The 13,228-nt window shown below is 58.9% G+C and carries 13 protein-coding genes and 3 tRNA genes; 14 read left to right on the top strand and 2 right to left on the bottom strand.

The genetic code is table 11. From position 1 onward, the window contains the following. Nucleotides 1–53: 53 nt before the first annotated feature. The gene (locus ACQZ5F_RS06965) at nucleotides 54–2,252 is read left to right on the top strand and encodes an esterase-like activity of phytase family protein (protein ID WP_448739315.1); all 2,199 of its coding nucleotides are present in this window, start codon (nucleotides 54–56) and stop codon (nucleotides 2,250–2,252) included. A 191-nt stretch (nucleotides 2,253–2,443) separates the two neighbouring features. Here the strand turns inward: ACQZ5F_RS06965 and ACQZ5F_RS06960 are convergent, their stop codons facing one another. Both ACQZ5F_RS06960 and ACQZ5F_RS06955 read right to left on the bottom strand, forming a co-directional pair. Next, entirely contained in the window at nucleotides 2,444–2,581 is a 138-nt protein-coding gene (locus ACQZ5F_RS06960) for a hypothetical protein (protein WP_156393987.1), read from the bottom strand. A 320-nt stretch (nucleotides 2,582–2,901) separates the two neighbouring features. Then, a tRNA-Val gene (locus tag ACQZ5F_RS06955) sits at nucleotides 2,902–2,977 on the bottom strand. Nucleotides 2,978–3,197: 220 nt separating this feature from the next. Here ACQZ5F_RS06955 and ACQZ5F_RS06950 point away from each other — a divergent pair. The 13 genes from ACQZ5F_RS06950 (at nucleotide 3,198) to nuoH (ending at nucleotide 13,217) form a co-directional block, all read left to right on the top strand. Next, entirely contained in the window at nucleotides 3,198–3,335 is a 138-nt protein-coding gene (locus tag ACQZ5F_RS06950; protein ID WP_156316040.1) for a hypothetical protein, read from the top strand. 88 nt (nucleotides 3,336–3,423) lie between these two features. Then, nucleotides 3,424–3,500, top strand: a tRNA-Asp gene (locus ACQZ5F_RS06945). Between the two features lie 42 nt (nucleotides 3,501–3,542). Then, nucleotides 3,543–3,619, top strand: a tRNA-Asp gene (locus ACQZ5F_RS06940). Nucleotides 3,620–4,055: 436 nt separating this feature from the next. After that, entirely contained in the window at nucleotides 4,056–4,421 is a 366-nt protein-coding gene (locus ACQZ5F_RS06935; RefSeq protein ID WP_046800315.1) for an NADH-quinone oxidoreductase subunit A, read from the top strand. Next, complete coding sequence (locus tag ACQZ5F_RS06930; protein ID WP_003512655.1) at nucleotides 4,412–4,996, top strand: NuoB/complex I 20 kDa subunit family protein; 585 nt, start codon at nucleotides 4,412–4,414, stop codon at nucleotides 4,994–4,996. The genes ACQZ5F_RS06935 and ACQZ5F_RS06930 overlap by 10 nt, the downstream gene beginning before the upstream one ends. Nucleotides 4,997–5,016: 20 nt before the next feature. Beyond that, complete coding sequence (locus ACQZ5F_RS06925; protein ID WP_046800314.1) at nucleotides 5,017–5,619, top strand: NADH-quinone oxidoreductase subunit C; 603 nt, start codon at nucleotides 5,017–5,019, stop codon at nucleotides 5,617–5,619. Beyond that, nucleotides 5,616–6,044: a GFA family protein gene (locus ACQZ5F_RS06920; protein WP_046800313.1), complete on the top strand. Its 429-nt coding sequence runs from the start codon at nucleotides 5,616–5,618 to the stop codon at nucleotides 6,042–6,044. Before ACQZ5F_RS06925 ends, ACQZ5F_RS06920 begins: the two co-directional genes overlap by 4 nt. Nucleotide 6,045: 1 nt before the next feature. Further along, the gene (locus ACQZ5F_RS06915) at nucleotides 6,046–7,236 is read left to right on the top strand and encodes an NADH-quinone oxidoreductase subunit D (protein WP_020012326.1); all 1,191 of its coding nucleotides are present in this window, start codon (nucleotides 6,046–6,048) and stop codon (nucleotides 7,234–7,236) included. Next, nucleotides 7,236–7,496, top strand: coding sequence for a hypothetical protein (locus tag ACQZ5F_RS06910; RefSeq protein WP_046800312.1), 261 nt, complete (start codon nucleotides 7,236–7,238; stop codon nucleotides 7,494–7,496). Before ACQZ5F_RS06915 ends, ACQZ5F_RS06910 begins: the two co-directional genes overlap by 1 nt. Before the next feature lie 16 nt (nucleotides 7,497–7,512). After that, nucleotides 7,513–8,610: an NADH-quinone oxidoreductase subunit E gene (locus tag ACQZ5F_RS06905; RefSeq protein WP_225339915.1), complete on the top strand. Its 1,098-nt coding sequence runs from the start codon at nucleotides 7,513–7,515 to the stop codon at nucleotides 8,608–8,610. Between the two features lie 10 nt (nucleotides 8,611–8,620). Continuing rightward, nucleotides 8,621–9,925 (top strand): NADH-quinone oxidoreductase subunit NuoF, encoded by a 1,305-nt coding sequence (gene nuoF / locus ACQZ5F_RS06900; protein WP_046800311.1) that lies wholly within the window; start codon nucleotides 8,621–8,623, stop codon nucleotides 9,923–9,925. A 150-nt stretch (nucleotides 9,926–10,075) separates the two neighbouring features. Further along, on the top strand, nucleotides 10,076–12,157 hold the full coding sequence (nuoG, locus tag ACQZ5F_RS06895) for an NADH-quinone oxidoreductase subunit NuoG (protein ID WP_052818539.1): 2,082 nt from the start codon (nucleotides 10,076–10,078) through the stop codon (nucleotides 12,155–12,157). 13 nt (nucleotides 12,158–12,170) lie between these two features. Beyond that, nucleotides 12,171–13,217: an NADH-quinone oxidoreductase subunit NuoH gene (nuoH, locus tag ACQZ5F_RS06890; RefSeq protein ID WP_046800309.1), complete on the top strand. Its 1,047-nt coding sequence runs from the start codon at nucleotides 12,171–12,173 to the stop codon at nucleotides 13,215–13,217. Nucleotides 13,218–13,228: the final 11 nt, after the last annotated feature.

Below are 13,228 nucleotides of genomic sequence, written 5' to 3'. Positions count from 1 at the left end.
CATGTCTTTGACGCAGAAGCCATGGGGTATTTCTGGACCCAAGGGGGATTATAATGGCGTTCCGATTTTCTCATGTGGCTTTAACTGCCGCGCTGCTGACATCCGCAGCCTTCCCGGCCGTTGCCGAGCCGGTTTTCAACCGTATCGCATCTTTCCCGGTGGCGAAAAACCTGCCTGCGGACAAGGATGCCAAGTCCGTCACGTCGGCTGAAATCGTCACCGCCAGCGAAGACGGCATGACGCTGATCTATTCGGACAGCCCGCTTGGCGGCATCGGCTTCATCGACATCACCGACGCCAAGGCCCCCAAGGCCGGCGGTGCTTTGCTGCTCGAAGGCGAGCCGACCTCGGTCGCCGTTGCCGGCGTCAAGGTTCTCGCCGGCGTCAACACCTCTGAAAGCTTCGTCAAGCCATCAGGCAAGCTGGTAACGGTCGATATCGCCACCAAGAAGATCGAGGCAAGCTGTGATCTCGGTGGCCAGCCCGATTCGGTTGCCGTCTCTCCGGACAAGACCTTCGCCGCCATCGCGATCGAGAACGAGCGCGACGAAGAGGTGAACGAAGGCGCCCTGCCGCAGATGCCGGCCGGTTATCTGGTGACGGTCGCTCTGAAGAACGGCGTTGCAGACTGCGCGACACTGAAGAAGATCGACGTGACCGGTCTTGCCGAAATCGCCCCGGAAGATCCGGAGCCGGAATTCGTTTCGATCAACGCCAATGGCGAGATCGCGCTCACGCTGCAGGAAAACAACCATATCGTTATCATCGACGGCAAGACCGGCACGGTGAAGACGCATTTCTCCGCCGGCAAGGTCGATCTTGAAGGTATCGACACCAAGAGCGACGGCCAGCTGAAGTTCACCGACAAGCAGGAAGGCCGCAAGCGCGAGCCGGACGCCGTGAAGTGGGCGGACAATGACCGTCTCGTCATCGCCAATGAAGGCGACTGGCAGGGCGGTTCGCGCGGCTTCACCATCTTCGACAAGACCGGCAAGCTTCTCTATGAAGCTGGCTCTTCGCTTGAGCATGCGGTTGCGGCCATCGGCCACTATCCGGAAAAGCGCTCCAAGGCCAAGGGCATTGAGCCGGAAGGTCTGGAAGCGGCAACATTCGGCGACCAGAAATATTTCTTCGTGCTTGCCGAGCGCGCCTCTGTCGTCGCTGTCTACAAGGACACCGGCAAGGAGCCGGAACTGACCCAGCTCCTGCCTTCGGGCGTTTCGCCGGAAGGCGCAGTCGCCATCCCGTCGCGTAATCTTCTTGTCACGGCGAACGAGGTGGATCTGGTCGAAGACGGCGGCGTTCGCTCGCACGTCATGCTTTATGAGCGCGCTGAAGGCGAAGCAGCCTATCCGCAGCTGGTTTCCGCCACCGTCGACGGCGCACCGATCGGCTGGGGCGCTCTTTCCGGCCTGGTCGGCGATGCCGAGAAGCCTGGCATTCTCTATGCCGTTTCCGACTCGGTTTATGGCAACCAGCCGTCGATCTACACCATCGACGCAACGAAGAAGCCCGCCACCATCACCAGCGTCCTGCGCGTCAAGCGTGATGGTATCGCCGCCCAGAAACTCGATATCGAAGGCATCACGCTGGACGGCAAGGGCGGCTTCTGGCTCGCTTCTGAAGGCGACAGCGCCAAGCTCGTTCCGCATGCGCTCTACAACGTCAACGCCAAGGGTGAAATCAAGGCTGAGATCGCGCTGCCGAAGGAACTGCTTGCCGGCGATACCCGCTTCGGTTTCGAAGGCGTGACCATGATCGGCAAGGGCGACGACGCGACGCTGTGGATGGCCGTGCAGCGTGAATGGGGCACGGACGAGAAGGGCTTCGTCAAGCTCGTCTCCTACAACCCGAAGTCCAAGGAATGGGGCGCCGTGCGTTACCCGCTCGACAAGACCGAGGCGGGCTGGGTCGGCCTTTCTGAAATCACCGCACAGGGCGAATATGTCTATATCGTCGAGCGTGACAACCAGATCGGCGACAAGGCCAAGATCAAGAAGCTCTACCGCGTTGCGATCGCAGACCTGAAGCCGGGCAAGATCGGTGGCGAACTGCCGCTGGTGGCCAAGCAGGAAGCGCATGACTTCCTGCCCGACCTCAAGGCCCAGACCAACGGTTATGTCGTTGACAAGCTGGAAGGCTTCACCTTCGACAAGGCAGGAACGGCCTATGCCGTGACCGACAATGACGGCGTCGACGATTCGTCCGGCGAAACGCTGTTTTTCACCGTCAATCTGAAGGCGATCAACTGATCGCCGCAGATGGTGCCACAAATGAGAAAAAGCCGGGCATAGCCCGGCTTTTTTATGCGGCAGAGGTAACCCGCCTGTTTGGTGCGATATCTCACAATGCAGGCTGTTAAGCTGACATTGCCGCTTCGGCATCGGTCATCGGTGATTTGTCGGGGGACATGGTGCAAAAGCCGAGGACCGGTCGCAAGGGATCATCGCCCCATGGAATTCTTGCTTTTGGGAGTATTGTCTTTTTCCGAGTCCTGCTGGACCCAGCGGAAAAAAATATAAACGGGCAGCGCAATGAGCGCGAGTGTTACAAACGCGTCGACCATGGTTTCATCCATCATTTCTACCGCTCATCATGAAACGGCTTGAAAACAATGCCTGAAATCCATTTAAAAAGTCTGAATCTGCTTGTTTTCCGGTATGTTGCAGGGTGGAACACAGTCCAGCCGGGGCTGTCGTAATATGAAGCAGCAGTGCCGATTTGGCATGGACGCAAATAGGAAAAAGCGATTCCGCCTGTCCAGAAGCTCAGCCCGGTTCCGCTAAATCGCATTGGCGAGGGTAGGGGGATGATTCTCGATGCCGGAAATTAACGGCACACAAAAGCGCGATCCGGAAAGCGCCCGTCTTAAACTGCACGAAGATTTGGTGATTTGAAGAATGGTGGGCGATGAGAGACTCGAACTCCCGACATCCTCGGTGTAAACGAGGCGCTCTACCAACTGAGCTAATCGCCCTTCGCGTGCTTCGGATCATGTCCGCCGCGTCGGTGGCCGTGATGTATTCGGATCGGAAAAAAACCGCAAGGGCTTTTGTGAAGTTTTTTTGTTTTTTTTGCCGACGGCTTTTTGCTTCTTCGGAGGTTGGTGGCGAAAAGCCGGGAACTGTGGGCTTTCCGGTGAAAAACGAATCCCCAGCTGCCTCAAGCGACATGCGGAAAACCAGCCCGAGGCGCCCATGGCTGTGGACAAGTTTTTTGTTTTCGTTGGGAAAAGCCCGCAGAACAAGGCATTTGCGCCAGCACCCGTCAAAGGCTTCTCAGTTTTTCCCGATCAAAATGCAGAAGCTTATTCTTTTGTCGTGAAACCTGCTTGACACCCCCGCACGAACGCCGTAGTTAGCCGCTCAACGAACAGCCGAGGCTGGTTCGTACGGCGGGACAAGGTCCTGTCCGTCAGGAGATGCGGGTGTAGCTCAGTTGGTTAGAGTGCCGGCCTGTCACGCCGGAGGTCGCGGGTTCGAGCCCCGTCACTCGCGCCATCCTGTTCCTCGGAAATAAACGCAGATGAATATCTGCGATGCGCGGGTGTAGCTCAGTCGGTTAGAGTGCCGGCCTGTCACGCCGGAGGTCGCGGGTTCGAGCCCCGTCACTCGCGCCATTTCTTTTCCTGAAATGACTCCTGAAAAAAGCCAACCGAAGCGCCAGCCGGGCGCCTTGGCATTGGCGATTTCGCCGCCTGATTCCGACCCGCGCAAGCATGATTTTTCCTGCCCTTTTCAGTCAAGTTTCGATTTCTGAAAATCGTCACTTCGTTGCCTTTTTGACATAAAATTCGTGTGACTTTTTTGCGGTTGCGTCCTTCAATCGATTATTATTGTATTTGAGGGGCTTAGGTCGGAATTGTGGCCCAAATTTGCGTCAGTTCCGGCAATATTGTTGCCAATCAATGCGGCAGGTGTCTTGAAATGGTGCCTAAACTCTTGCAGAGAGGGCGCGGCTGCGCTAACCACTTTGGCGTTGCAACATATTTGTGCGCCTTGAGACTTATCAGTCGCAAAGGCAGGTCCGGCACCCGGCCGGGCAAGGAAGAGACCATGACTGAACTCCTCAGTTCCTACATTCCGATCGCAATATTCATCGGTATCGCTCTTGTCATTGGCCTGGCGCTTCTCATTGCGCCGTTTGCTGTCGCTTACAAGGCGCCGGACCCAGAAAAGCTTTCCGCTTTCGAGTGCGGTTTCAATGCCTTCGATGATGCCCGCATGAAGTTCGATATCCGCTTTTACCTGGTGTCGATCCTCTTTATCATCTTCGATCTGGAAGTGGCCTTCCTGTTCCCCTGGGCGGTGTCCTTCGGTGATATGGGCTGGTTCGGTTTCTGGTCGATGATGGTGTTCCTTGGCGTCCTCACCATCGGCTTTATCTATGAGTGGAAGAAGGGAGCGCTGGAATGGGCATGAGCCAGAACAACAGCACGCTCGTTGCGCCGCAGCCGAAGGGGATCATCGATCCCGCGACCGGCAAGCCGGTTGGCAGCAACGATGCCTACTTCACGGAAATCAATGACGAACTGGCCGACAAGGGCTTCCTCGTCACCTCGACCGACGAGCTGATCACCTGGGCCCGTACCGGCTCCCTGATGTGGATGCAGTTCGGTCTCGCCTGCTGCGCCGTCGAAGGCCTGATGCAGGCTTCCGGTCCGCGTTATGACATGGAGCGCTTCGGTGTCGCCCCGCGCGCTTCGCCGCGCCAGTCTGACGTGATGATCGTTGCCGGCACGCTGACCAACAAGATGGCGCCGGCGCTGCGCAAGGTCTATGACCAGATGCCTGAGCCGCGTTACGTCATCTCCATGGGCTCCTGCGCCAATGGCGGCGGTTATTACCACTATTCCTACGCAGTCGTGCGCGGTTGCGACCGCGTCGTGCCGGTGGATATTTACGTTCCGGGCTGTCCCCCCACGGCGGAAGCGCTGCTTTACGGCGTCCTTCTGCTGCAGAAGAAGATCCGGCGTACCGGTACGATCGAGCGCTAAGGGCAAAGGACGGATAGATAATGAGCGAAGCTCTCAACGATCTTGCTGCTTACGTTAAGGAAGCGCGCGGTTCTCTCGTGGTATCTGCCGATATCGCCTATGGCGAGTTGACGCTGAACACGACCACTGAAAGCGTGATCGCGCTTTTGACCTTCCTGCGCGACGACGTGCAGTGCGGTTTCGTCAACATCATCGATATTTGCGGCGTTGACTGGCCGCAGCGCGAGAAGCGTTTCGATGTCGTCTACCATCTTCTTTCGCCGCGCCAGAACCTGCGCGTGCGCATCAAGCTGCAGGTGGCGGAAGACGAAGGCGTTCCTTCATCGACCTCCGTCTACATGGGCGCGGAATGGTTCGAGCGCGAAGCCTGGGATATGTATGGCATTCCTTTCGAGGGCCATAAGGACCTGCGTCGCATCCTCACCGACTATGGTTTCGAAGGCCATCCGCTGCGCAAGGATTTTCCGGTTACCGGCTTTGTTGAAGTGCGTTACGATGACGTTCTGAAACGGGTTCTTTATGAGCCGGTCGAACTGAAGCAGGAATTCCGTAACTTCGACTTCCTTTCCCCTTGGGAAGGAACCGAATATGTTCTCCCGGGTGACGAAAAGGCCAAGCAATGAGCCAAGCCCCCGCGACAGAGCATGGACAATGTCTTTGCGGCGCCGTTGGCTTCAATGCCGGCATTGGCGCCCGCGAATTCGGCGTTTGCCATTGCTCCATGTGCCGCCGCTGGTCCGGCGGTGCGTTCATGGCTGTCGAATGCGTTGATATCGCTTTCGAAAACGAAGAGAATCTCGGCGTCTATTCCTCGTCGGAATGGGGCGAGCGCTGTTTCTGCAAGACCTGCGGCAGCACGTTGATGTGGCGTTCCAAGGATGGCAAACATTTTGCAGTTTCGCTGCAGGCTTTCGACAACCCTTCCAGCTTCACCTTCGCGCAGCAGATTTTCACGGATGAGAAGCCTTCGAGCTACTCGTTCGCGCAAACCACGCAGAACATGACCGGCCCCGAATTCATCGCCATGATCACCTCGGCGGAGCACTAGAATGACTGAGCATAACGTCCGCAATTTCACGATCAACTTTGGTCCGGAACATCCGTCCGCGCACGGCGTGCTGCGTCTGGTTCTGGAACTGGACGGCGAAATCGTCGAGCGCGTCGATCCGCATATCGGTCTTTTGCATCGCGGCACCGAAAAGCTGATCGAGACCAAGACCTATCTTCAGGCCGTTCCCTATTTCGACCGTCTCGACTATGTCGCGCCGATGAACCAGGAACATGCTTTCGCGCTCGCCGTTGAAAAGCTGCTCGGTCTCGAAATCCCGATGCGCGGCCAGCTGATCCGCGTGCTTTATTCGGAAATCGGCCGCATCCTGTCGCACATCATGAACGTCACGACGCAGGCCATGGACGTTGGCGCGATGACGCCGCCGGTCTGGGGTTTCGAAGAACGCGAAAAGCTGATGGTGTTCTATGAGCGTGCCTGCGGCGCCCGCATGCACTCTGCTTATGTTCGTCCGGGCGGCGTGCATCAGGACCTGCCGCCGGAGCTGGTGGACGATATCGGCAAATGGTGCGATCCGTTCCTCACCGTTCTCGACAATATCGAGGGCCTGCTGACCGATAACCGCATCTACAAGCAGCGTAACGTCGATATTGGCGTCGTCTCGCTCGAAGATGCCTTTGCCTGGGGCTTTACGGGCGTGATGGTGCGCGGTTCCGGTGCTGCCTGGGATTTGCGTCGTTCGCAGCCTTACGAGTGCTATTCCGATCTGGAATTCGACATCCCCGTCGGCAAGAACGGCGACTGCTATGACCGTTACCTGATCCGCATGCAGGAAATGCGCGAATCGGTAAAGATCATGAAGCAGTGCGTCGATCTTCTGTCCGGCAAGCACCGCATCGGCCCGGTTTCCTCGCTTGACGGCAAGGTGGTTCCGCCCAAGCGCGGCGAGATGAAGCGCTCGATGGAAGCGCTGATCCACCATTTCAAGCTTTACACCGAAGGTTACCACGTTCCCGCCGGCGAAGTTTACGCCGCCGTCGAAGCGCCGAAGGGCGAGTTCGGCGTCTATGTGGTCGCGGACGGTTCCAACAAGCCCTACCGCTGCAAGATCCGCGCTCCGGGTTACGCACACCTGCAGGCCATGGATTTCCTGTGCAAGGGCCATCAGCTTGCTGACGTTACAGCCGTTCTCGGCTCCCTCGACATCGTGTTCGGGGAGGTCGACCGCTGATGCGTCTGCCGCTGGCCATATTGGCTTTTCTTGCTGCGATGTCTGCCCCCGTTCTCGCCCAGACGGCGACGGGCGAGGGTGGCGTGTCGCTGTCAAGCGGCGGCGGTTCTACCATCAAGCAGCTTCTGTCGTCTGGATACGAGATCAAGGCCTCGGTTCCGAACGGCAGCAAGTTCATTGTGTTCATGCAAAAAGACAAGGCGGCTTACGCCTGCGAATTCGTCACGGTGGCGAGATCGCGTTGTGAGACGTTAAACTGAAAAGGCGTGAGGAAGTATGTCCGTTCGTCGACTAGCCGAAGATCAGTTCCAGCCCGTGGCGTTTGCCTTCAATGCGGAAAATACCGCGTGGGCGGAAAAGACGATTCTGAAATATCCTGAGGGACGCCAGCAATCGGCGGTTATCCCGCTGCTCATGCGTGCGCAGGAGCAGGACGGCTGGGTTACCCGCGCCGCCATCGAAAAGATCGCCGACATGCTGGATATGGCCTATATCCGCGTCATGGAAGTGGCGACCTTCTATACGCAGTTCCAGCTTAAGCCGGTCGGCACACGCGCCCATGTTCAGGTCTGCGGCACCACGCCCTGCATGCTGCGCGGCTCCGAAGCGCTGATGGATGTCTGCCGCAAGAAGATCCATCACGATCCGCTGCACACCAATGAGAGCGGCACGCTGTCGTGGGAAGAAGTGGAATGTCAGGGCGCCTGCGTCAACGCGCCGATGGTCATCATCTTCAAGGATGCCTATGAGGACCTGACGCCCGAGCGCCTGGAAGAGATCATCGACACGTTCGAGGCGGGCAAGGGCGACACCGTCAAGACCGGCCCGCAGATCGACCGACACGAGTCGGTTCCGGTCGGTGGATTGACGACGCTGACGGAAGAGATCAAGCCGGATCGCTCCAATCTCGACAAGCCGGCCGAAGTGGCGGCGGATGCCGCACCGGTTCCGCCGGCCAACGCCGCAAAGCCGAAGACCGATGCGCCGGAAACCGATCCGAAGCTGAAGACACCGGCAAACGAGCCGAAGGCTGCTGAAGCCAATGTGAAGGCCGCCGAAAAGGAAGCTTCGGGATCTGCGAAGCCGTCGCTCGATTCCAAGGATCGCCCGGCCGGCATCGAAAAGCCCGCAACGCCTGATGACCTGAAGCTCATTTCCGGCGTCGGTCCGAAGATCGAAGGCACGCTGCACGAGCTCGGCATCTTCACCTTCGCGCAGGTCGCCGACTGGAAAAAGGCCGAATGCGACTGGGTCGATGGTTATCTGAATTTCAAGGGCCGCATCGAACGCGACGAGTGGATCAAGCAGGCTGGGGCGCTCGCCAAGGGTGGCGAAGCCGAGTATATCAGGGTCTTCGGCAAGAAGCCGCGGTAAGAGGTGAAGCATGTTAAAAGATCAGGATCGCATCTTTACCAATCTCTACGGCCTCAAGGATAAATCCCTGAAGGGCGTGAGAGCGCGCGGCCATTGGGACGGCACCAAGCAGATCATCGAAAAGGGCCGTGACTGGATCATCAACGAGATGAAGGCGTCCGGCCTTCGCGGTCGCGGCGGCGCAGGCTTCCCGACCGGTCTCAAGTGGTCCTTCATGCCGAAGGAAAATGACGGCCGTCCGCATTATCTCGTCGTCAACGCCGACGAATCCGAGCCCGGTACCTGCAAGGACCGCGAAATCCTGCGCAACGATCCGCATACGCTGATCGAAGGCTGCGTGATCGCCGGTTTCGCCATGGGCGCGCATACCGCCTATATCTATGTTCGCGGCGAATATATGCGCGAGCGTGAGGCGCTGCAGGCGGCCATCGACGAATGTTACGATGCCGGCCTGCTCGGCAAGAACAACAAGAACGGCTGGGATTTCGACATCTACGTCCATCACGGCGCGGGTGCCTATATCTGCGGCGAAGAGACGGCTCTGCTTGAAAGCCTTGAAGGCAAGAAGGGCCAGCCGCGCCTTAAACCCCCGTTCCCGGCCAATATGGGCCTCTATGGCTGCCCGACGACCGTCAACAACGTTGAATCGATCGCTGTTGCGCCGACCATCCTGCGCCGAGGTGCTGCATGGTTCTCGTCCATCGGTCGTCCGAACAATGTCGGCACCAAGCTGTTCATGGTCTCCGGCCATGTCGAGCGTCCCTGCACCTTCGAAGACGCGCTGGGCCTGTCCTTCCGCGAGCTGATCGAAACCCATTGCGGCGGCATTCGCGGCGGCTGGGACAATCTGCTCGGCGTCATCCCCGGCGGCGCATCCTGCCCCATCGTTCGCGGTGAGGACATGAAGGACGCCATCATGGACTTCGACGGCATGCGCGAAGTGAAGTCTTCCTTCGGCACCGGCGGCATGATCGTCATGGACAAGTCCACCGACGTCATCAAGGCGATTGCCCGCATCGCGGCCTTCTTCAAGCATGAAAGCTGCGGCCAGTGCACGCCGTGCCGTGAAGGTACCGGCTGGATGTGGCGCGTGCTGGAACGCATGGTCAAGGGCAATGCCCAGAAGCGCGAAATCGACATGCTGTTCGAAGTGACGAAGCAGATCGAAGGCCACACCATCTGTGCGCTCGGCGACGCCGCCGCATGGCCGGTACAGGCGCTGATCCGCAATTTCCGTCCGGAAATCGAAAAGCGCATCGACCAATATACCTACAGGGCCATGGATGATGGCGCTGTTCTGGAAGCCGCTGAATAAGCATCAAAGGCTTCGAGCGGAGCCGGAAATATCCGGCCCCGCAACACCATGAAACGTCTGGCAAACCTTCTGGATGCCGGGCGCGATTAAGGATTTGTTGCGGACCGTGTGAGACATGGGACGAACAGGCAACAGGACGTAAGTAGGACCATGGCAAAGCTCAAGGTTGACGGTAAAGAGATCGAGGTTCCGGATCATTTCACGCTGTTGCAGGCGTGCGAGGAGGCTGGTGCCGAAGTTCCGCGCTTTTGTTTTCATGAGCGCTTGTCGGTCGCGGGTAACTGCCGCATGTGTCTCATCGAGGTAAAGGGCGGACCGCCCAAGCCTGCCGCCTCCTGCGCCATGGGCGTGCGCGACGTTCGCGGTGGCCCGAACGGCGAATTGCCTGAGGTTTTCACCAACACGCCGATGGTCAAGAAGGCCCGCGAAGGCGTGATGGAATTCCTGCTCATCAACCACCCGCTGGATTGCCCGATCTGCGACCAGGGCGGTGAATGCGACCTGCAGGACCAGGCTATGGCCTTCGGTATCGCCGGTTCGCGTTACGCGGAAAACAAGCGCGCGGTTGAAGACAAATATATCGGCCCGCTCGTCAAGACGGTCATGAACCGCTGCATCCACTGCACGCGCTGCGTCCGTTTCACCACGGAAGTTGCCGGCATAGCCGAACTCGGCCTCATCGGCCGCGGCGAGGATGCCGAAATCACCACCTATCTCGAGCAGGCGATGACCTCGGAGCTGCAGGGCAACGTTGTTGACCTCTGCCCGGTCGGCGCGCTCACCTCCAAGCCTTTCGCCTTCACCGCCCGTCCGTGGGAACTGAACAAGACCGAAACCATCGACGTGATGGATGCGCTCGGTTCGGCCATCCGCGTCGATACCCGTGGCCGCGAAGTCATGCGCGTCATGCCGCGCGTCAACGAAGCGATCAATGAAGAGTGGATTTCCGACAAGAGCCGCTTCATCTGGGATGGTCTGAAGACGCAGCGCCTCGACCGGCCTTACGTCCGCAAGGATGGCCGTCTGCAGCCGGCAAGCTGGGGCGAAGCCTTCGGCGCGATCAAGCAGGCTGTTGCCGCAACGTCGGGCAACAAGATCGGCGCAATCGCCGGTGACCTGGCTTCCGTTGAAGAAATGTTCGCGCTGAAGTCGCTTCTCGCGTCGCTCGGTTCGGCCAATGTCGATTGCCGTCAGGATGGCGCAGCGCTCGATCCTTCGCTCGGCCGCGCCAGCTACATCTTCAATTCCACGATCGAAGGCATCGAGCAGGCGGACGCACTGCTGATCGTTGGCGCGAACCCGCGTTTCGAAGCGGCTGTCCTCAACGCCCGCATCCGCAAGCGCTGGCGTCGCGGCGGTTTCCCGATCGGCGTGATCGGCGAAGCTGGTGAACTGCGCTACAATTATGAATATCTCGGCTCGGGTGCTGAAACGCTCTCCGATCTGGCCAATGGCTCGCACAGCTTCGTTGACAAGCTGAAATCCGCCAAGAACCCGCTGATCATCATCGGCCAGGGCGCTCTTGCGCGCGCCGATGGTGCAGCCGTGCTCGCTGCTGCTGCAAAGCTTGCCGTGTCGGTTGGTGCTGTCACCGAAGAGTGGAACGGTTTCTCTGTTCTGCACACCGCAGCTGCCCGCGTCGGCGGTCTCGATATCGGCTTCGTGCCGGGCGAGGGCGGTGTTGCCGCCGCTGAAATGGTCGCGTCCATGGATGTTCTGTTCCTGCTCGGCGCTGATGAACTCGACCTCTCGAACAAGGGTGCCAAGTTCACCGTCTATATCGGCAGCCATGGCGATCTGGGCGCGATGAACGCCGACGTTATCCTTCCGGGTGCGGCCTATACCGAAAAGTCCGGTATCTGGGTCAACACCGAAGGCCGCGTGCAGCTGGGCAACCGCGCCGGTTTCGCACCGGGCGAAGCCCGTGAAGACTGGGCGATCCTGCGTGCGCTTTCCGACGTTCTCGGCAAGAAGCTGCCGTTCGATTCGCTGTCGGCGCTGCGCGGTCAGCTTTATGTCGCGCATCCGCATCTGGCGGAAACCGACGAGATCGCCGCCGGCAACGGTAAGGATATCGAGGCTTTGGCCGGCAAGACCGGCTCGCTCAACAAGTCGGCGTTTGCTTCGCCGGTAAAAGACTTTTATTTGACGAACCCGATTGCGCGCGCATCCGCCGTCATGGCCGAGTGCTCCGCATTGGCCCGCAACAATTTCCAGGCTGCGGCAGAGTAAGGGTAGGGGATTTATGGAACAGTTTTTCTGGAGCTACGTCTGGCCCGCGCTGATCATGGTCGGCCAGTCCCTGCTGCTTCTCGTTTGCCTTCTGGTGGCCATCGCCTTCCTGCTGCTCGCCGACCGCAAGGTCTGGGCAGCCGTGCAGCTGCGCCGTGGTCCAAACGTCGTTGGTCCCTTCGGTCTCTTCCAGTCCTTCGCCGACCTTTTGAAGTTCATCCTCAAGGAACCGGTCATTCCGGCCGGCGCCAACAAGGCGGTCTTCCTTCTGGCGCCGCTGGTTGCCGTGACGCTGGCGCTCGCCACCTACGCGGTCATCCCCTTTGCGGATGGCTGGGTCGTCGCCAATATCAATGTCGGCATTCTCTATATCTTCGCGATTTCCTCGCTTGAAGTGTACGGCATCATCATGGGCGGCTGGGCTTCGAACTCGAAGTATCCCTTCCTCGGCGCGCTGCGTTCGGCGGCGCAGATGGTGTCCTATGAGGTGTCGATCGGTCTGGTCATCGTCACCGTTCTGCTTTGCGTTGGCTCGCTGAACCTGACGGACATCGTGCTTGCCCAGAAGACCGGCCTCGGCACCATGCTCGGCCTGCCTGCCTCGTTCCTTGACTGGCACTGGCTGTCGCTGTTCCCGATGTTCATCGTGTTCTTCATTTCGGGCCTTGCCGAAACCAACCGTCCGCCCTTCGACCTTCCGGAAGCGGAATCGGAACTGGTTGCCGGTCACATGGTCGAATATGGCTCCACGCCTTACATGATGTTCATGCTCGGTGAATATGCTGCGATCGTTTTGATCTGCTGCCTGACGACGATCCTGTTCATGGGCGGCTGGCTGCCGATCGTGGATGTGTGGTTCCTCAACTGGGTTCCGGGCATTGTCTGGTTCGCATTGAAGGGCTGCATGGTCTTCTTCATGATCGCGCTCACCAAGGCCTTCGTTCCGCGTTACCGTTATGACCAGCTCATGCGTCTCGGCTGGAAAGTGTTCCTGCCGCTGTCGCTCGCCATGGTCGTTATTGTTGCATTCGTATTGAAGCTGACGGGGTGGGCCGGTTGATGTCCGTACTC

This window comes from Agrobacterium sp. 22-210-1 (assembly GCF_053522525.1).
Note: the sequence above shows the minus strand (reverse complement) of the source record. Positions and strands in the feature narration are given on the sequence as shown.